Below are 18,584 nucleotides of genomic sequence, written 5' to 3' on the forward strand. Positions count from 1 at the left end.
AGCGCCGACAAACGAGGCGACCTTCCCCACCAGCGATCCTCCAACCAGCATCCCGCGCTGGTCAAGCCAGGCTTGACACCCGATCCCCGATAGGGAATCAGAGGTCGAGGATGAGGGTGTTGGGGCCGTTGTTGACGCTTTCGACCAGCATGTGAGTGCGGAAGCGTCCGGTCTCGACGGTGGCGCCGCGGGCGCGTAGCGCTTCGACGAAGGCGGTGAAGACCGGTTCGGCGACTTCTGCGGGGGCCGCCGCCTGCCAGGTGGGGCGGCGGCCTTTGCGGGCGTCGCCGTACAGGGTGAACTGGCTGACCACCAGCAGCGGGGCGCCGACGTCCGAGGCGGATCGCTCGCCCTCGAGGATCCGCAGTTCATGCACCTTGCGGGCCATCGTCTCGACGGTCGCCTGGGTGTCGCCGTGCGTCACACCGAGAAGTACCAGCAGTCCGTCCTTGATCTCGCCCACGGTCTCATCGGCGACGGTCACCTTCGCCCGGCTGACCGTCTGCACCACCGCTCGCATCCCGCTACCCCTTGTCTGTGATGTCGATCAGGAAGCTGTGCCCACGACACGCCGTCGAACCGTGCCACAAGTTCATGATCAACGGCTGTCGGGGGTGGCGGTAGGGAGGAGGATGCCGCGTTCTACCAGGTGGTCTAGGACGGGGAGGAGGGCTTGGGTGAGGTCGGGGAGGGGGGCGTCGTGGGCGGCGGCGAGGACGGCCAGCTGGTCGCGGAGGGGCAGGGTGGCGGTGGAGCCGCTGACCAGGGCGAGGATGAGGGGGTCGATCTCCTCGGTCCAGCGCAGGCCCTCGGGGAGGGTGAGGTACTGGCGGTCTACCGCCCAGCCGTCGTCGGACATGGTGGCCTCCTGGCGTAGTTGCAGGCCGGGGGCGGTGTGGTAGCGGGTGGCGAGGAGTTCTTCGGCGGTACGGGCGTCGAGCCAGTCGCGGCGGGTGAACCACTCGGCGACGCGGTCACCCAGGGGCGGCTGCACCTGCTGGCGCAGGTCCTCGCAGACCACGGTCGGGTCGGCCTTGCCGCCGTGGCGGGCCGTGATCAGGCCGAAGCCGATCGCCTCGACGCCGTGCTCGGCGAACCAGTCCAGCCACTGCGCGGCCCGGTGCGCGTCGTGCCGCTCGCTGGCGTCGGCCAGCCACAGCCGTACGTAGTCCAGCGGGTCGCTGACCTCGCGCTGGATCGCCCACACGTCCATGCCGGTGCCCGCGAACCACCCGGCGACCCGGTCCTCCCAGTCCTCGCCGGCGACGTGCACCCAGTTGGCCAGGAACTGCAGCGTGCCGCCCGGGTTCAGCAGCGTCGGCGCGGCGGCGGCCAGCTCGGCGCAGACGCCGTCCCCGGCGCGGCCGGAGTCGCGGTACACGTGCGTGGCCGTGCCGGGCCCGACCACGAACGGCGGGTTGCTCACCACCAGGTCGAAGCCGCGGTCGGCGACCGGGGCGAGCATGTCGCCCTGCAGCAGCTCCCAGTTGAGGCCGTTGAGCGCGGCGGTGGTGGCGGCGAAGCGCAGCGCGCGCGGGGACAGGTCGGTGGCGGTGACCGAGGCGGCGTGGGTGCTCAGGTGCAGCGCCTGTACGCCGCAGCCGGTGCCGAGGTCCAGGGCGGTGCCGACCTTGGTGCGTACGGTGGCGGCGGCCAGGGTGGTGGAGGCGCCGCCGACGCCCAGCACGTGGTCGGCGGGCAGCTGGCGGCCGGGCTGGGCGGGCAGGTCGGACAGGACCCACCAGTCGCCGTACGGCTCCAGGTCGACGTTCGCGCGCACCCCGCCGTCCTCCAGCGCCACCAGCCCGGCGGTGCGCGCCGCCGACAGCGCCAGCGGTGCCAGCGCCCGGGTGACGGCGGGCTCGGTCTCGGTGACGCCGCAGATGAACAGGCGGATCAGCGTGTCGAGCGCCTCGCCGGAGCCGGTGGCGCGCAGCGCGGCCCGGAAGTCGTGCCGGGCGGCGTCGGCGGTGGCGGCCGGTCCGAGGCGGGCGGCGATGCCGTCGGCGGTGAAGCCCGCGGCGGTCAGCGCCGTACGCAGGCGGTCGAGGTCAGCGGGCTCCAGCAGCGTCTGCACTCTGACATCGTGCACTAATCTCCTGCGCATGATGCAGCAGCTCTGGCAGCGCTGGCACGTCGTCTGGATCACGATGCTGGCGCTGGCCCCGATCGTGCTGCTCGCGATCGCCGCCCTGACCCGGCTGCGGGTGCGGGCCGGGCTCGATCCGGTCACGGCCCGGCGCCGCTCGCTCGCCGAGGTGCTCGCGGTCGCGGGCACCGTTCCGTGGGTATGGATGATCATGACGCCGGTGCGGGTGCCGCCGGACTTCACCCGCGTCTACCTGATCCCGCTCAGCGACCTGCGCGTGCAGATGATCCAGCCGATCGGCTTCATCGTGCCGCAGATCGTCGGCAACCTGCTGGTGCTGTTCGCGCTCGGGGCGGGGGCGCCGGTCCGCTCGGCGGCGTTCGCCGCGCCGTGGCGGCTGTTCGCGCTGGGCGCCGCCTGCTCGGCCGTGCTGGAGGTGGTGCAGCACCTGTTCGTCGACGGCCGCGTGTTCAGCGTCGACGACATCCTGGTCAACGCGCTCGGCTGCCTGCTCGGCGGCCTGGCCACCCGCCGCTGGTGGGCCAAGGCCCCGTCCCGGACCCGTCCCCTGGCGATTGCGCCCCGCTGACCACCGCATCGCCCGGCACCGGCGCCGCCTGCTGGGTCGGGGTGCCCCGGGACCCGCGTCATGGTCGCTGCAGTTTCGGGGAGACTGCATGAATCCGCGCCAAGATTCCGGCACTTTCCCCGAAACTGCACCCGATCTTGGGTGGGGGTGCGGCGGGCGCGCCGGGGGAGCGGGAGTCGGGCTGGTGGGGCGGCGGGGTCTGGCAGGCTGTAGGGCATGACGACGCTGTGGCTCGCCCAGGACGCCGACGCGGACAGGCTGCTCGCCGAGGACCCGTTCGCCCTGATCCTCGGCATGCTGCTGGATCAGCAGCAGCCGCTGGAGAAGGCGTTCAAGGGGCCGTACCTGCTGGCGCAGCGGCTGGAGGTGTCCCGGCTCGACCCCGCCGAGATCGCCGCGTACGACCCCGAGCGCTTCGCCGCCATCTACGCCACCCCGCCCGCCATCCACCGCTTCCCCGGTTCGATGGCCGAGCGCAGCCAGAAGCTGGCCCAGGCGATCGTCGACGACTACGACGGCGACACCGCCGCGCTGTGGACGGGAGCCAAGGACGGCAAGGACCTGCTCAAGCGCCTCGGCGACCTGCCCGGCTTCGGCAAGATGAAGGCGCAGATCTTCACCGCGCTGCTGGGCAAGCAGTTCGACGTGCGGCCGGAGGGCTGGCGGGAGGCGGCGGGCGCATACGGCGAGGAGGGCTCGCTGCGCTCGGTGGCCGACATCGTCGACGCCCCGTCCCTGACCAAGGTGCGCGAGTTCAAGAAGCAGATGAAGGCCGAGGCCAAGGGGGCGAAGGGCTAGTCGCTCCCGGACATGGTTCCAGAAGTGGAACCATCACAGATGAGGCCATCACCGATGAGCGCATCCGCGGGTATCCAGAGCGGTCAGGGTACGTACTCGTCGTCCAGGCTGGTGATCAGGAGGCCGGCGGCGGGGTCGAAGCCGGCGCGGCGGTAGAACGGGACCGACCGCTGGGAGGGGCTGAGCAGCACGCGGACCAGCTTCTCGGCTCGGGCGTGGGCCAGCAGGGCGTTCATCATGGCCGCGCCGACACCGGCGTCGCGGTGGGCGGGCAGCACGAAGGCGTTGCTGAGGTAGCCCCAGCGTCCGGCTGGGAAGCCGGGCTTCGGCATGCGGGTGAAGATGACCAGATTGACCATGCCGACCGCTTCGCCGTCGCACTCGGCCAGCCAGAACACGCGGCGGTCGGCCTCGGCGGCGTACCAGGCGGTGAACTGGGCGTCGAAGTCGGGATCGTCGGTGCCGTGCTGCTCGGCGGTCCAGGCGCGGCGCAGTGCGATCAGCGCGGGCAGGTCGTCGGGCCCGGCCGGGCGCACCGTCACCATCACAGCGCCAGGTGGGTGCGCAGGGCCTCGTCCAGGCGCTCCATCTGCTCGGGCGGGACCGTGCCGACGCGGCGGTGCAGGCGCTGCACCGCCACCGTACGCACCTGCTCGGCCTGGGCCTTGGACTCCTGCCGCAGCCCGCATTCGACGGCCGGGAGCAGCACCTGGAACGGGTAGACCCGGTCGGTGCTGGTGGTCACCGGCACCACGGTGACGACGCCGCGACCGGTGCGCTGGGCGACCCGGTTCGCGGCGTCGTTGCTGACCACGACCGCGGGCCGGACCTTGTCCGCCTCGGCGCCCCGGTGCGGTTCGAGATCGACCAGGTAGACGTCACCGCGCCGCATCGGCGAGCCCGTCGCCGGCGACGACGTCCCAGCCGGGACCGGGGGCGTCGGTGCCTTCCTCCCACTCGTCGAACGCGTCGGCGTACGCGGCCTCGAGGTCGCGCTCGCGCAGCAGGTCTATGGCACGGTGCAGCACCGACGAGCGCGTGGACATGCCGGTGCGCTCGGCGTAGTCGTCGACGAAGTCCACGTCCTCGTCGGGAAGGCTGACGCTGAGCTTCATGACATCGATGCTACCGAGGGTGCCACCTCGGGTGCCACCGGCTCCGTATGCCCACCTGCTGTGTCCGTGCGCACACGCAGCCCGAGCGCGATGACGGCACCCAGCACGCAGATCGCCGCGGTCGCCACGAAGATCTCGCGGTACTCCGCCCGCAGGGCGTCGGTCAGCGCGGTCGTGTACGCGGCCAGCTGCCGCTTGTACTCGTCCTCGGTCAGCCCGAACGGGAACGGCGTGGCCAGGTCCTTGGTGAACTGCTGGAACCGGTAGAGCCCCCAGGCGGTCAGCCCGGCGACCCCGGCCAGCATGCCGGTCATCCGGGCCACCACGACCCCGGCCGAGGCGACGCCGTGCCGGTCGGCGGGGACGATGCGCAGCACGATCGCCGACAGCGGCGCGATGACCAGGCCCAGGCCCAGGCCCGCGAGCACCAGGTCGGTGTCGAGCCGGGGGAGGGTGAACAGGCCCAGGTCGTGCCGGGCCGCGAGCAGGTCGGCGGGCCAGGCCGCGATCAGCGCGTACGCCCCGGCGGCCAGCAGCAGCCCCGCCACCGTCGGCCAGCGCTCGCCCAGCCGCTTGATCAGCAGCCCGCCGAGGACCGCCCCGACCGGCAGCGCCACCAGGAACCGGGTCAGCAGCAGGGTGGCCTCGAACGCGTCGACCCGCAGCAGCGTCTGCGCCACCAGCTCCACGTCGACCAGGGTCACCATCAGCGCGGCCCCGGCGCACACGCTGGCGCCGAGCGCGGCCAGGAACGGCCCCATCCGCACGCCCGCCGGGTCGAGCAGCCGGGTGCGGGCCCGCCGCTCCCACAGCACGAACCCCGCCAGCGCGACCGCGGCGGCGGCCAGCGCGGGCACGCCCCAGGGCGAGAGCATGGTGTGCTGCGGGTCCGGGTTGTACAGGCCGACCACGAGCAGCCCGAGCACCAGCGCCAGCAGCAGTCCGCCGACCACGTCGACCCGGCCGCCGCGCGGGGCGGCCGGGTCGCGCCGGGGCACCAGGAACCACACCGCCACCGCGGCGACGGCCGCCAGCGGCAGGTTGAGCCAGAAGATGCCGCGCCAGCCGATCCACGCCGCCACCCCGGCTCCGAACAGCGGGCCGAGCACGGCGCCGAGCTCCTGGGCGGCGCCGACCCAGCCCAGCGCGGTCGGCCGGGAGGCGGGCGGGAACAGGTCTGCGATCAGGGCCATGGTCACCGGCAGCAGCGCGCCGCCGGCCATGCCGGTGATGGCGCGTCCGGCCGTCAGCGGCACCAGCCCGGTGGCGACGGCGGTCAGCGCGGAGCCCGCGGCGAAGCCGGCCAGGCAGGCGATGATGACCAGGCGGCGGCCGTACCGGTCGGACAGGCTGCCCAGCAGCGGCATCGCCGCCAGGTAGCCGAGCAGGTAGCCGGTGACCAGCGGGGTGGCCCGCTCCAGGTGGTTGATCGGGATGCCGATGTCGGTGATCACCTGGACCAGGACCGAGACCAGCACGTACGTGTCGAGGGCGCCGAGCAGTACGGCGAGCCCGCCGACACCGACGGCCAGGTGGCGTGTCGGTGCGGCGGGCGCGTTGGTGGCGGGGGTGGTCACGAGGATCAGGACGCGGGCGGGGTGACGGTGACCGGGGCGTTGTAGTTCGTGAACGCGACGGTGACCTTGCCGGCCGGGTCGCTGCCGCTGGCGGGCATGTTGAACTCGCCCTTGACCAGCTGCTTGGTGCTCGCGTCCAGCCACAGGTAGCCGGTGACCCCGGCGGGTGCGCCCGGGACCAGCGCGGCCAGCGCGGCCTGGTCCGGCTCGACCTTCACCTTGTACGCCTCGTGGCCGTCGACGGTCTCCTTGGCCTCGGTGGTCGCGCTCTTGACCGTGCTGAGCAGCTTGGCCACGCCGCGGTTGGGGTCCAGGATGGCCGACGGGTCGTAGACGCTGGCCGCGGCGGACAGCGGGAGCTTGGTGAAGCCGCCGGTCGGGCCCTGCAGCCAGAGGTCGCTGCCGACCATGACGAACTTCGCCTCGAACAGCGCGCCGAACTGCTCGATCTTGGCAGAGCCGGTGGCCTCGCCCTTGTTGGTGAGGTCGCCCTCGGCGTGCTTGAGGCTGAGTCCACTGATCTTGCCCTCGACGTCGATGACGAAGTGGGCCGTGGTCACCGCGGCCATCGCCGTGGCGCCCTCACCCAGCAGCTGCTGGGCGCTGGGCAGCGTCTCGGCGGGCTTGTCGTCGTCCTGCTTCGGCGTGCAGCCGGTGAGGGCGAGGGCGGCTATGGCGAGCGCGGTGAACGCGAGCTTGGTCCTGGACATACCGCGCATGCTAACGAAGCCCGCCACTGTGCGCCTTTCGGCGGCGCCGACGGCTGCCCTGAACTGCGGCGATCCGGACCGGCGGCGAACCTCCGGGAAAATCGGACTGTTCGGACAGTCCGTGGGTAGCATCACGAAGGGTGAGCAAACGATTTCAAACAGTAGTCGTTATGGCACGGTGCTCCAGGACCGGGCGCCACCGCCCTGCTCACCGGATCCGGTGACCACCGGGTTCGTGACCCAGAAGGAGAAGCAATGACACTGCTCAGCGGGCCTGAGGCGGCGACCAGACCGTACGTCCAGGGCGACCTGCCCGGACCCCGTTCGGCCGAACTGCTCGCGCGCCAGCAGCGCCGCGAGTCCAACGCCCGGACCTACCCCCGGCACCTGCCCATCGCGCTGGCCGAAGGCAGCGGCAGCTACGTGCGCGACGTCGACGGCAACGTCTTCATCGACTTCCTGACCGGCGCGGGCGTGCTCTCGCTCGGCCACAACCACCCCGAACTGGTACGCGTGGTCGCCCAGCAGGTCGCCACGCTCACCCACGCGCTGGACTTCCCCACCCCCGCCAAGGACGACTTCGTCGACGCCCAGCTGTCCATGCTGGCCCCCGGGCTGCGCGAGCGGATGAAGGTGCACTTCTGCGGCCCGACCGGCGCCAACGCCATCGAGGCCGCGATCAAGCTGTGCAAGACCGCGACCGGCCGGGGCGACATCGTCTCCTTCCAGGGCGGCTACCACGGCGGCAGCCACGCCGCGATGGCGCTGTCCGGCCTGGTGGCGCAGAAGCGGCCGATCGCCAACGGGGTGCCGGGGGTGCACTTCTTCCCGTACTCGTACTGCAACCGGTGCCCGGTGGGGCTGCGGCCCGACAGCTGCCAGACCAACTGCGCCGCGCTGCTGGAGAACGCGCTGCTGGACCCCAACGGCGGCATCCCGCTGCCCGCGGCGGTGCTGCTCGAACTGGTCCAGGGCGAGGGCGGCGTGATCCCGGCCGACCACGACTTCGTCCGCCGGGTGCGGGCGCTGACCCGGGCGCTGGACATCCCGCTGATCGTCGACGAGGTGCAGACCGGCTGCGGCCGTACCGGCACCTGGTTCGCCTTCGAGCAGTACGACATCGAGCCCGACGTGATCGTGGCGGCCAAGGCCCTGTCGGGTATCGGCACCCCCGTCGCGATCATCATGTACGACGAGCGCCTCGACGTCTGGGCCCCCGGCGCCCACACCGGCACCTTCCGGGGCAACCAGCTCGCGTTCGCGGCCGGGGCCGAGGCGGTGCGCATCATCCACCGCGACGGCGTGCTGGCCAACGTGGCCGCGCGGGGCGAGCAGCTCGCCGCCCGGCTGCTCCCGCTGCGCGAGCACCCCGCCGTACGGGAGGTGCGGGGCCGGGGCCTGATGTGGGGCATCGAGCTGGCCGACCCCGGCGACGGGCGGACCGCCGGTGAACTGGCCCGCCAGGTGCAGGCGTACGCGCTGCGGCACGGCCTGATCATCGAGCTCGGCGGCCGCGACGACTGCGTGGTGCGCATCCTGCCGCCGCTCAACGTCGACGCGCCGACCGTCGACACCGCCTGCCAGGTGCTGCTGGAGGCCGTCCGGGCCTGCTGCCCGGTGCCGCCGGCGCAGCGCGAGGCCGAGCAGCTGCCCCGCGGCGCGGACGAGAGCTGAGCCGAGCCGGTCCCGCCCGTCCCGCCGCCGAAGGGAAGGTCCGTTCATGAGCAGTGGCCTTGTCGCCGACGACCTGTCCGGGCTGGACCCCGGCGGCGCGGACGGGCTGGTGGTGCGCGGTTTCGGCGTCAGCCACGAGCCCCGGTGCCGACCGGGGGAGCGGCTGTCGGACCTGTACGAGCGGCAGTGCGACCGGCTGCGGCGCGACGGGCACGGCGACCGGCCGGCGGTCGACGCCGGGGACGTCGCGCTCACGTACGACCAGCTCGACGTGCGGGCGAACCGGCTCGCCCGGTACCTGGCCGCCCGGGGCGTGCGCCCCGGCGACCGGGTCGCGCTGCTGTTCGACCAGGCGGTGCACGCCTACACCGGCATGCTCGCCGTCATGAAGATCAACGCTGCGTACGTGCCGCTGGACGCGGGCTTCCCCGCCGACCGGCTGGCCTACATCACCGCCGACGCCGGGGCGCGGCTGGTGCTGACCCTGTCCCACCTGCGCGACCGGCTCGCTGAGGACGGGGCCGAGCTGCTGTGCGTGGACGAGCAGGCCGACGCGATCGAGGCGCTGGCCGGGTACCGGCTGGCCGACCGCGAGCGGGGCGAGCCGGTCGACGAGCTGGCCTACATCATCTACACCTCCGGCTCGACCGGGCGGCCCAAGGGCGTCGCCGTCGAGCACCGGTCCATCTGCAACTTCGTCCAGGTCGCGGCCGAGTGCTACGGGGTACGCCCCGACGACCGCATGTACCAGGGCATGACCATCGCGTTCGACTTCTCGGTCGAGGAGATCTGGGTGCCGTGGCTGGTCGGCGCCACGCTGGTGCCCAAACCCGGCGGCGCGAGCCTGCTCGGGCAGGACCTGTGGGACTTCCTGGACGCCCGCGACGTCACCGCGGTGTGCTGCGTGCCCACGCTCCTGGCCACCCTGGACGCCGACCTGCCGCGGCTGCGCTTCCTGCTCGTCTCCGGCGAGGCGTGCCCGCAGGACCTGGTCACCCGCTGGCACCGGCCGGACCGCCGGTTCCTCAACGTGTACGGCCCGACCGAGGCCACGGTCACCGCGACGTGGACCGAGGTGCACCCCGACAAGCCGATCACGCTGGGGCTGCCGCTGCCGACGTACACGGCGGTGATCCTGGACCCCGACGCACCGCGCGCCCTGCCCGCCGGTGCGCTGGGCGAGATCGGCATCGCCGGGATCGGCCTGGCCGCCGGGTACGTCAACCGCGACGACCTCACGGAGCGCGCCTTCGTCCCCGACTTCCTGGCCCTGGACCACAACCCGTCCGGCCGCATCTACCGCACCGGCGACCTGGGCCGGGTCAACGCCGACGGCGAGATCGAGTACCACGGGCGGATCGACACCCAGGTGAAGGTGCGCGGCTACCGGATCGAGCTGACCGAGATCGAGTCGGTGCTGCTGCAGGTGCCCGGCATCGCGGCCGCGGTGGTGGCCACCCATGAGCCCGAGCCCGGCGCGGTCGAGCTGGTCGGCTACTACAGCCTGCGCGCCGACACCCCGGAACTAGACCGCAAGCTGGTGTACGCGCGCCTGCGCGACCGCCTGCCCGGCTACATGATCCCGGCGTACCTGGAGCAGCTGGCGGCGATCCCGCTGCTGCCCAGCGACAAGGCCGACCGCAAGAGCCTGCCGCCGCCCAGCGGCGACCGCAGCCTGACCGGGTCGCAGACCACCACCGAGCCGGTCGGGCCGGTGGAGCGCGGCCTGGCCGAACTGCTCGCCGCCACGGTGCGCCTCGACCGCATCGGCGTGGACAGCCACTTCTTCGACGAACTGGGTGCCGACTCGCTGCTGATGGCCAAGTTCTGCGCGAAGGTCCGCGCCCGCGCCGACCTGCCGCCGGTGTCCATGCGCGACGTCTACCTGCACCCGACGATCCGGGCGCTGGCCGCCGCGGCCGGCCCGGCCCCCGCCGACGTGCCGGCGGGCGAGCCCGTGGCGCGGCCGGTGCCCGCCCGGCGGGCCCACCGCGCGGCCACCGTCCGCTACGTGCTGACCGGCGTCGCCCAGGTCGCGCTGATGATCGCGGGGGCCTGCCTCGGCGCGCTGCTGCTGGTGCTCGGGTACCTCTACACCTCGGCCGCGACCGGCTGGGTGGAGCTCTACCTGCGCTGCGCGGCGTTCACGGCGGCGGCCTTCGCCGTCGGCTGCGCGCTGCCCATCGGGCTGAAGTGGCTGGTCATCGGGCGCTGGAAGGCCCGCGAGGTGCCCGTGTGGAGCCTGGGCTACCTGCGCTTCTGGCTCGGGCGCATGGCGGTGCGCGGCAACCCGCTGGCGCTGTTCGCGGGCACCCCGCTCTACAACGTCTACCTGCGGCTGCTCGGCGCGAAGATCGGGCCCGGCGCGGTCGTCCTGTCCGGCACGGTGCCGGTCTGCACCGACCTGCTAACCGTCGGAGCCGGTGCGGTCGTGCGCAAGGACGTCCAGTTCGCCGGCTACCGGGCGTACGCGGGCCTGATCCAGACCGGGCCGGTCGCGATCGGGGCCGGGGCGATCATCGGCGAGATGGCCGTGCTCGACATCGACACGCGGGTCGGCGACGGGGCCCGGCTGGGGCACGCGTCGTCGCTGCACGCCGCGCAGGAGGTCCCGGCGGGGCAGTACTGGCAGGGAAGCCCGGCCCAGCGCGCGGGCGGCGACCTGGCGACGGTGCCGCCGATGCCGATCGGGCCGGTCCGCAAGACGGTCTACTGCGTCCTCAAACTGGCCAACCTGCTGCTGCTCACCGGGCCGCTGGCCTGGGGGTTCCTGGTGGTGCTGCTGACCCGGCTGCCGGTGCTCACGCGGATGCTCGGCGCGGCGGACCTGACGGTGACGCGGGGGTACTTCTTCCGCGACGTCGCGATCATCACGGCGATCCTGTACGTCGGCGGCCTGCTGCTCGGGCTCGGGATGATCATGACGGTCCCCAGGCTGATGAACCTGGCGCTGCGCCCGGGGCGGGTGTACCGGCTCTACGGCATCCACCACTGGCTCCAGGTCGCCATCGGACGGTGGACCAACAACGCCTACCTCATGCAGCTGTTCGGCGACAGCTCCTACGTCGTGCACTACCTGCGCTGGCTCGGCTACGACCTCGGCCGCGTCGTGCAGACCGGCTCCAACTTCGGCAACGAGCTCAAGCACGACACGCCGTTCCTGTGCAGCGTCGGCAGCGGCACGATGGTCTCCGACGGCCTGTCGTTGATCAACAGCGATGTGTCGGCGACCTCGTTCCGGCTGTCCCGGACCTTCGTGCCGCCGCGCAGCTTCCTCGGCAACAACCTCGCCTACCCGCCGCAGGCCACCGTGGGAGACGACTGCCTGTTCGGCACCAAGACGGCGGTGCCGGTGACCGGGCCGGCGGTGACCGGTACGGGGCTGCTGGGGTCGCCGTCGTTCGAGATCCCGCGCGCGGTGGCCCGGGAGGCCGGGGACCGGCCGGCCGGCGACGAACTGCGGCGGCGGCTGCGGGCCAAGAACCGCTACAACCTGGGCACCATCGGCGTCTACCTGCTGGTCGGCTACGGCTACGGCTACGGCGCGTTCGTGCTCACCCTGACCGCGCTGGACCTGCTGTCCGACTGGGGACTGTGGGTGCTGCCCGCCGCGGGCGTCCTCGGGCTGGTCTACCACACGGCGTACACGGTGCTGGTCGAGCGCGCCGTGGGCGGCTTCCGGCCGCTGCGGCCCAGGCGCTGCTCCATCTACGACCCGTACTACTGGTGGCACGAGCGGCTGTGGAAGGTGGAAGCGGGCGTGCTGTTCACCGGTACCCCGTTCCGCGGCCCGATCATGCGGGCCCTGGGCGTGCGCGTCGGGCGGCGGCTGTTCGACGACGGCTGCTACATGCCGGAGAAGACGCTGGTCACCATCGGCGACGACGCCACCCTCAACGCCACCAGCGTGATCCAGTGCCACTCGCAGGAGGACGGGTTCTTCCGCTCCGAGCACACCGAGCTCGGCTCCGGCTGCACCCTCGGCGTGGGCGCGTTCGTGCACTACGGCGTACGGATAGGCGAGGGCGGCGTGCTCGGGCCGCACTCGTTCCTGATGAAGGGCGAGCAGCTGCCCGCCGGGCAGGTCTGGGACGGCAACCCGGCCCGCCAGCTGCGGGTGGAGCTGCCGGAGCCGGTGCTCGAGGGTGAGATCGTGGCCGGGACCGCCGCTGAGGCCGCCACCGAGGCCGTGGTCGAGGGCGAGGTGGTGGACGAGGTCGTACCCGAGCCGGTCGCCGTCGTACCCGAGCCGGCCGGACCGCGCAGCGGCTCCCGGGCCGCCGCGCGGCAGCTGCTGGCCGAGCTGCGGGCCACCCCGGCCCAGCGGCGCGGGCAGTCGACCGGCCTGGCGCTGTCGCTGTTCCGGCTCCAGGAGTGCCACCGCCGCCAGGACGAACTGGCCCAGTTCCTCGGCGCCGACGAGCGCGCCGAGGCGGCCACCCTGCGCTCGGGCGAGCGGCGCAGCGCGTACGTGGTGACCCGGGCGCTGATCCGCATGATCCTGTCGATCGAGTGGCACGGCGAGGTGGCTCCGCGCGACTGGGTGCTGGGGCGCAGCGGCTTCGGCAAACTCGCCGTGTTCGGGCCGGTCGCCGGGATCGACCTGAGCTTCGCCCAGACGCCGACGCTGCTGGCGATCGCGGTGTCGGAGTCGTACGACATCGGGGTGGACCTGGGCACGGCCGAACGCGGCCCGGACGCGCTGCCCTGGCCGCTGCTGTCCGCCGACGAGCAGACCCGGCTCGTGCAGACCGACGCCCGGCAGCGCGGCGAGCACTTCCTGCGCATGTGGACGCTCAAGGCGGCGTACGCCCGCTGCGCCGGGACCGCCGACCTGGAGCGCCTGGACACCCGCCTGGACCCGCTCGACGTGCTGGCACCCGGGGCCGGCGAGGCCAGGTGCTGGTTCCACCAGGAGCAGTGGTGCGCCGACGAGCAGCAGCACTGGCTGACCGTGGCGGTACGGCCCCGGGACCGGCGCGCCGACCGGCGGGCCGCCCGGCCGGCGCGGCCCGCGGTGTCGAAGTCGGTGGGGCGGTCCGGCCGCAGGCCGAAGGCGGCCCGGCCCCGGCCGGAGGGCGAGGAGGTGCTGCTGCACATCCTGGCCGACGGCGCGGTCGAGGCCCGCAGCGTGGAGCCGGTCCGGCGGGACTGAACCGGGGCGGCGCGGAGATAGACTGCGCGGTCATGGGCGTCACACACCACGGGCGCACCGAGCGCCTCGACCTGGCCGATCCCACCCTGCGCGAGTGGACCTGCACCGTCGTGTACAGCGACCCCGAGCAGGGGATCGTGCTCGACCGCTCGGCCTTCTACCCCGGCGGCGGGGGCCAGCCGCCGGACCACGGCGTGCTGCTGTGGCAGGGCGTGCAGACCCGCATCGCGGGCACCCGCAAGGGCGACGACCTGTGGCTCATTCCGGAGGAGGGCGACCCGGTGCCGCCCGCGGGCACCAGCGTCGCCGGCGCGGTCGAGGACACCCGCCGCAGCCTGCTGATGCGCACCCACTCCGGCCTGCACGTGCTGTGCGGGGTGGTGTTCCGTGACTTCGGGGCGCTGGTCACCGGCGGCAACATGGAGCCCGGCGAGGCCCGGATGGACTTCAACCTGCCCGAGGTGCCGACCGACTTCAAGGCCAGGCTGGAGGAGCTGGTCAACGCCGAGGTCGGCGCGGACCGGCAGGTGGTGACCCGGGTGCTGGGCCGCGACGAGGCGCTGGCGCTGCCCGACATCATCCGCACCCAGTCGAACCTGATCCCGGCCGACGAGCAGGAGATCCGCATCGTCGACATCGTGGGGCTGGACGTGCAGGCCGACGGCGGCACGCACGTGGCGTCGACTTCGCAGATCGGCAAGCTCCAGGTCGTGAAGGTGGAGAGCAAGGGCAAGGCCAACCGGCGGGTACGCGTCCGGCTGGGCTGACGCCTAGCGCTTGTCCTCGACGGTGGCGCCGTCCAGCGTCTCGCCCTCGAACGTCGCCCCGGCGGGCTTGCTGGGCAGCGCGTTCGGGGGCAGCGTCTGGCGGCGGTAGCGCTTGAACCGGTGCTCGTCCTTGGGCGCGCGGTCGTTGGCCAGCAGCACGGCCAGCCACGGCAGCAGCACCATGCCGACGCCGCACAGCGGCAGCCACAGCCACAGCCACGGTGCCTTCAGGATCGCCAGCACGCCCGCGAGGATCAGGCAGCCCGCGCGCAGCAGCATCATCAGGATGTAGCGCCGCTCCCGGAACTTCAGCTCCTCGTCCTGGCTGGGCGCCGCATCCGTGATCAGCACCGGCTGGTTGTCCTGCCGCTTCACGCGCGCCTCCCTGCTCCGAGCATCCCTCTCCATCCTGCTCCTGCCCGTCCGCCCGCGCCGCCCGGGGTCGCGCGCCCCGCGTGCGCGCTCCGCGCCGCACCCCGGGCCGGCGTGCGGTTTCGGGGAAAGTGCACGAATGCGGGCCTAGATTCCTGCACTTTCCCCGAAACCGCACGAACCAATCCGGGTGCGGCGCGGCGCGGTGCGGTGCGGGGCGGGGCGGGGTCGCGGGGGTCAGCGGGGGAGGGGCGGGCGGGCGCCGACGTGGCCGACGGCCTGGGCGCCGAGCAGGCACGCTGCCTGGAGGCACTGCATCGGGTCGGCGCCGGACATCCAGGCGTGCAGCAGCCCGGCCGCGAACGCGTCGCCCGCGCCGGTCGCGTCGACCATGGGCGCGGGCTCGGTCGGCAGGTGCGTCACGCCGCCCGGCCCGGCCCACAGCGCGCCGAACGGGCCGAGCTTGACCACCACCTGCCCGCCGATCGCGTACGACAGCGCCATCGCCTGCTCGGCCGGGGTGCCCGGTCCGGCCAGCGCGGTCGCCTCGTCGGTGTTGGCCAGCAGCAGGTCCACCCCGCGTACCCAGTCCAGGAACGGGTGCCCGGTCGGCCCGTCGTCGATCAGCTCCGTGGTGACCGCGTGCAGCGGCGCCGCCGAAGCCGCGTCCACGCTGGTACGCAGCCCCGCCGCCCGCGCCGCGGCCAGCGCCCGCCGGCCCGCCGGCCGCGAGGGCTGGTCCAGCAGCGTGTACCCGGACAGGTGCAGCAGCTGCCCGCCGTGCCCGATCGCCGCGTCGACGTCGGCCGGGGCGAGCAGCAGGTTCGCGCCCCGGTCGGTGATGAAGGTGCGCTCGCCCTCGTGCGTCAGCACCACGATGCTGCCGGTGGCGGCGCCGGGGCGGACGCTGACCTGGGTCCGTACCCCCGCCAGGTGCAGTTCGGCCAGCCGGTCCCGACCGGCCTGGTCGTCCCCGACGGCGCCGACGAAGGTCACCGGAGCGCCGATCGCGGCCAGCCAGGCGGCCGTGTTCGCGGCCTGGCCGCCCCCGGCCACGTGGACTGTGGCCGGGGTGTCCGAGCCGGGCGCCAGCGGTGCCCGCAGCACCGCGAGCACGTCGGTGACCAGGTCGCCGACGGTGAGGATCACTGCTTGGCCGCCGCGACCGCGATCTGGGCGGCCAGGGCCGCGTTGCGCAGGATGATCCGTACGTTGACCGCCAGGCTCTGCCCCTGCGTCGCCGAGTGGAAGTGCGACAGCAGCACCGGCGTCACCTGCTTGCCGGTGACCCGGTCCCGCTCGACGATGGCCAGGCCCTCGGCCAGCACCCGGTCGTGCAGCACCCGGTCCAGCTGCTCATCCTCCGGCAGCGGATTGGCCACGATGATCGCCCCCCGGTGTACGCCCTGGTCGCGCTGGGCCCGCATGGCCGCCGCGACCTGGATCGGGGAGTCCACCCGCCAGTCGACGCCGAAGCCGCTGTCGCGGATGAAGAAGCCCGGGAACCGGTCGGTGCCGTAGCCGACCACGCCCACGCCCAGGGTCTCCAGCCGCTCCAGGGTGGCGCCCACGTCGAGGATCGACTTGACCCCGGCGCAGACCACCACGATCGGCGTGGTCGACAGCGTGGTCAGGTCCGCCGACTCGTCGAACGTCTGCGCCGCCTCCCGGTGCACGCCGCCCAGGCCGCCGGTGGCGAACACGCCGATCCCGGCCGCGGCCGCGACCGCGCTGGTGCTGGCCACGGTCGTCGCGCCGTCGACGCCCAGCGCCGCGGCGACGGCCAGGTCGCGGACCGAGAGCTTCGCCACGTTCTCGCCGACGGCCAGCCGGGTCAGCGCCTCGTCGTCGATGCCGGCGACGAGGCGGCCGCCGACCATGCCGATGGTGGCGGGTACGGCGCCGTGGTCCCGTACCACCTGCTCGATCTCGCGGGCGACGCGCAGATTGTCGGGGCGCGGCAGCCCGTGGGAGACGATCGTGCTCTCCAGCGCGACGACGGGCTGGCCCGTCGCCAGCGCCGCCTTCACCTCCGCGCCGAGATGGATGCTCAGCTCAGTCACGATCATGACGCTACCCGATCGGCCCGCCGCCACCGGCTTCGGCGACCCGGCGGGGATATCAGACTGGGACTCGCGCCGCTCACCTGAGACAATGTTCGAGTGACCACACCTGTGACTACTCCCAGCACCACCCTTGATGAGCGCGTCGCCACCGACTACCGGCTGGACGAGGGCGACCACGAGCGCATGTCCCACTACGCGCCGAAGGACAAACTCCTCGAGGCGATGGTCGAGGGAACCCCGGTCCGGGCCCTGTGCGGCAAGGTCTGGGTGCCCACGCGCGACCCCAACCGCTTCCCCGTCTGCCCCGAGTGTCGAGAGATCTACGAGTCGCTGTCCGCGTGACCCGCAGGTGAGGCCGTGCCGGCGCCCCGCCGGCACGCACGGGGGTCTACCGACCGGGAGCACCGATGCCACCTGAGGCGGCCGTGACCGCGAACGTGGTCGTGGTGGGCAGCGCCAACATGGATCTCGTGGTGAGCGCGGCCACGCTGCCGCGCCCCGGCGAGACGGTGCTCGGCGACGACTTCCTCACCATCCCCGGCGGCAAGGGCGCCAACCAGGCCGTGGCCGCCGCCCGGGCCGGTGCGCGCTGCCACTTCCTCGGCGCCGTCGGCCGCGACGCCTTCGGCGACGAACTGCGCGGCAGCCTCGCCGCCGCCGGAGTCGATCTCGACGGACTGCGCCGGGTCGACCGGCCGTCCGGGGTCGCCCTGATCGCCGTGGACGCCGCCGCCGAGAACCTCATCGTCGTCGCCCCGGGCGCCAACTCGCAGCTGGCCGAACTCGACGCGGCCGACCTCGAACTCATCGCGGGCTCGGATGTGGTGGTGTGCCAGCTTGAGATCCCGCCGCGGGCGGTGGTCCAGGCGCTGCGCGCGGGCCGCACCGCCGGGACCCTGACCATCCTCAACGCCGCCCCGGCGCCCGCGTCCGCCGATGGGCTGCTCGACGCCGTCGACGTGCTGGTCGTCAACCGGGGCGAGGCGGCGGCGCTGGCCGGTGCCGACGGCAGCCCGGACGAACTGCTGAAACTGCTGCTCGCGGCGGTGCCGCGGGTGGTGCTCACGCTGGGCGCGAACGGCGTGGCCTACGCCGACCGCACGGGGGTACGGCTGGACGTGCCCGCCCCGCCGGTCGAGGCGGTGGACAGCACCGCCGCAGGAGACGCCTTCACCGGCGCGCTGGCCGTGGCGCTGGGCCAGGGCCGGCCGATCCTGGACGCGCTGCGCTGGGCCTGCGCCGCCGGCGCCTGCTGCACCCGCACCCGCGGCGCCTCCAGCTCCCTGCCCACCGCCACCGACATCGACACCCTGTACGAGGCGCACTACCTGTGACCTGCCCACCCCCGCTGGGCTGGGCAGTGGTGTGGCGGTGCGTGCCCGTTTCGGCGGTGCGTTCGGCTTTGCATGGCCATGATCGGTAGGTGGCGATGATCGGTGTCTGCGGTCAAAAGTGGTCCTGGAGGGCATGTTTTTGACCGCGAACAGTGATCACGAGATGGAGATCGCCGCCTATGGTCAGAAACCGGCGGTCGGCGCCGCGGCGGCGCAGGGGAATGACCCAGGACGGCGATCTTCGGAGCTATGTTTCCTGGAATACGGGAACGGCCCTCGCATTCATGATGGTCGACGCACCGAAGGTGGCCCAAGACGGCGATCTTGCGCGGCTGTCC

At 73.2% G+C, this 18,584-nt stretch carries 17 protein-coding genes; 7 read left to right on the forward strand and 10 right to left on the reverse strand.

All coding sequences use genetic code 11. The features are described 5' to 3' along the window. Positions 1-97: 97 nt before the first annotated feature. Both dtd and QEZ54_RS28525 read right to left on the reverse strand, forming a co-directional pair. The gene (gene dtd, locus QEZ54_RS28520; protein ID WP_281307826.1) at positions 98-520 is read right to left on the reverse strand and encodes a D-aminoacyl-tRNA deacylase; all 423 of its coding nucleotides are present in this window, start codon (positions 518-520) and stop codon (positions 98-100) included. A gap of 78 nt (positions 521-598) precedes the next feature. Further along, complete coding sequence (locus QEZ54_RS28525; RefSeq protein WP_281307827.1) at positions 599-2,077, reverse strand: methyltransferase; 1,479 nt, start codon at positions 2,075-2,077, stop codon at positions 599-601. A 28-nt stretch (positions 2,078-2,105) separates the two neighbouring features. Between QEZ54_RS28525 and QEZ54_RS28530 the strand changes: the two genes are divergently transcribed. Both QEZ54_RS28530 and QEZ54_RS28535 read left to right on the forward strand, forming a co-directional pair. After that, the gene (locus tag QEZ54_RS28530) at positions 2,106-2,678 is read left to right on the forward strand and encodes a VanZ family protein (RefSeq protein WP_281307828.1); all 573 of its coding nucleotides are present in this window, start codon (positions 2,106-2,108) and stop codon (positions 2,676-2,678) included. A 216-nt stretch (positions 2,679-2,894) separates the two neighbouring features. Further along, the gene (locus QEZ54_RS28535) at positions 2,895-3,476 is read left to right on the forward strand and encodes an HhH-GPD-type base excision DNA repair protein (protein WP_281307829.1); all 582 of its coding nucleotides are present in this window, start codon (positions 2,895-2,897) and stop codon (positions 3,474-3,476) included. A gap of 83 nt (positions 3,477-3,559) precedes the next feature. Here QEZ54_RS28535 and QEZ54_RS28540 read toward each other — a convergent pair whose 3' ends face one another. Genes QEZ54_RS28540 through QEZ54_RS28560 form a run of 5 tightly spaced genes read right to left on the reverse strand, consistent with a single transcriptional unit; the run spans position 3,560 to position 6,878 of the window. Beyond that, on the reverse strand, positions 3,560-4,021 hold the full coding sequence (locus QEZ54_RS28540) for a GNAT family N-acetyltransferase (RefSeq protein WP_281307830.1): 462 nt from the start codon (positions 4,019-4,021) through the stop codon (positions 3,560-3,562). Next, positions 4,021-4,368: a type II toxin-antitoxin system PemK/MazF family toxin gene (locus tag QEZ54_RS28545; protein WP_281307831.1), complete on the reverse strand. Its 348-nt coding sequence runs from the start codon at positions 4,366-4,368 to the stop codon at positions 4,021-4,023. The genes QEZ54_RS28540 and QEZ54_RS28545 overlap by 1 nt, the downstream gene beginning before the upstream one ends. After that, positions 4,355-4,591 carry a ribbon-helix-helix domain-containing protein gene (locus tag QEZ54_RS28550; protein ID WP_212832894.1) on the reverse strand — a complete coding sequence of 79 codons (237 nt, stop codon included), beginning with the start codon at positions 4,589-4,591 and terminating at the stop codon, positions 4,355-4,357. The genes QEZ54_RS28545 and QEZ54_RS28550 overlap by 14 nt, the downstream gene beginning before the upstream one ends. Continuing rightward, entirely contained in the window at positions 4,588-6,168 is a 1,581-nt protein-coding gene (locus tag QEZ54_RS28555; RefSeq protein WP_281307832.1) for an MFS transporter, read from the reverse strand. The genes QEZ54_RS28550 and QEZ54_RS28555 overlap by 4 nt, the downstream gene beginning before the upstream one ends. Before the next feature lie 5 nt (positions 6,169-6,173). Continuing rightward, positions 6,174-6,878 carry an LppX_LprAFG lipoprotein gene (locus tag QEZ54_RS28560; RefSeq protein ID WP_281307833.1) on the reverse strand — a complete coding sequence of 235 codons (705 nt, stop codon included), beginning with the start codon at positions 6,876-6,878 and terminating at the stop codon, positions 6,174-6,176. Between the two features lie 255 nt (positions 6,879-7,133). Between QEZ54_RS28560 and QEZ54_RS28565 the strand changes: the two genes are divergently transcribed. The 3 genes from QEZ54_RS28565 to QEZ54_RS28575 are packed head-to-tail and all read left to right on the forward strand — an operon-like array spanning position 7,134 to position 14,474. After that, the gene (locus QEZ54_RS28565) at positions 7,134-8,552 is read left to right on the forward strand and encodes a diaminobutyrate--2-oxoglutarate transaminase family protein (protein WP_281307834.1); all 1,419 of its coding nucleotides are present in this window, start codon (positions 7,134-7,136) and stop codon (positions 8,550-8,552) included. Between the two features lie 46 nt (positions 8,553-8,598). Next, the gene (locus QEZ54_RS28570; RefSeq protein WP_281307835.1) at positions 8,599-13,707 is read left to right on the forward strand and encodes a Pls/PosA family non-ribosomal peptide synthetase; all 5,109 of its coding nucleotides are present in this window, start codon (positions 8,599-8,601) and stop codon (positions 13,705-13,707) included. Between the two features lie 32 nt (positions 13,708-13,739). Continuing rightward, on the forward strand, positions 13,740-14,474 hold the full coding sequence (locus tag QEZ54_RS28575) for an alanyl-tRNA editing protein (RefSeq protein ID WP_281307836.1): 735 nt from the start codon (positions 13,740-13,742) through the stop codon (positions 14,472-14,474). 3 nt (positions 14,475-14,477) lie between these two features. Here the strand turns inward: QEZ54_RS28575 and QEZ54_RS28580 are convergent, their stop codons facing one another. The 3 genes from QEZ54_RS28580 to QEZ54_RS28590 all read right to left on the reverse strand — a co-directional run bounded on the left by QEZ54_RS28580 (position 14,478) and on the right by QEZ54_RS28590 (position 16,915). Then, on the reverse strand, positions 14,478-14,849 hold the full coding sequence (locus QEZ54_RS28580; RefSeq protein WP_281307837.1) for a DUF3099 domain-containing protein: 372 nt from the start codon (positions 14,847-14,849) through the stop codon (positions 14,478-14,480). A gap of 234 nt (positions 14,850-15,083) precedes the next feature. After that, positions 15,084-15,995 carry a PfkB family carbohydrate kinase gene (locus tag QEZ54_RS28585; RefSeq protein WP_281307838.1) on the reverse strand — a complete coding sequence of 304 codons (912 nt, stop codon included), beginning with the start codon at positions 15,993-15,995 and terminating at the stop codon, positions 15,084-15,086. Further along, positions 15,992-16,915 (reverse strand): pseudouridine-5'-phosphate glycosidase, encoded by a 924-nt coding sequence (locus QEZ54_RS28590; protein WP_281307839.1) that lies wholly within the window; start codon positions 16,913-16,915, stop codon positions 15,992-15,994. Before QEZ54_RS28590 ends, QEZ54_RS28585 begins: the two co-directional genes overlap by 4 nt. A gap of 93 nt (positions 16,916-17,008) precedes the next feature. Between QEZ54_RS28590 and QEZ54_RS28595 the strand changes: the two genes are divergently transcribed. Further along, the gene (locus tag QEZ54_RS28595) at positions 17,009-17,254 is read left to right on the forward strand and encodes a DUF3039 domain-containing protein (protein ID WP_217396648.1); all 246 of its coding nucleotides are present in this window, start codon (positions 17,009-17,011) and stop codon (positions 17,252-17,254) included. Between the two features lie 65 nt (positions 17,255-17,319). Further along, positions 17,320-18,246: a ribokinase gene (locus QEZ54_RS28600; protein ID WP_281307840.1), complete on the forward strand. Its 927-nt coding sequence runs from the start codon at positions 17,320-17,322 to the stop codon at positions 18,244-18,246. Positions 18,247-18,584 lie beyond the last annotated feature (338 nt).

This window comes from Catellatospora sp. KI3 (assembly GCF_029948125.1).
GTDB lineage: Bacteria > Actinomycetota > Actinomycetes > Mycobacteriales > Micromonosporaceae > Catellatospora.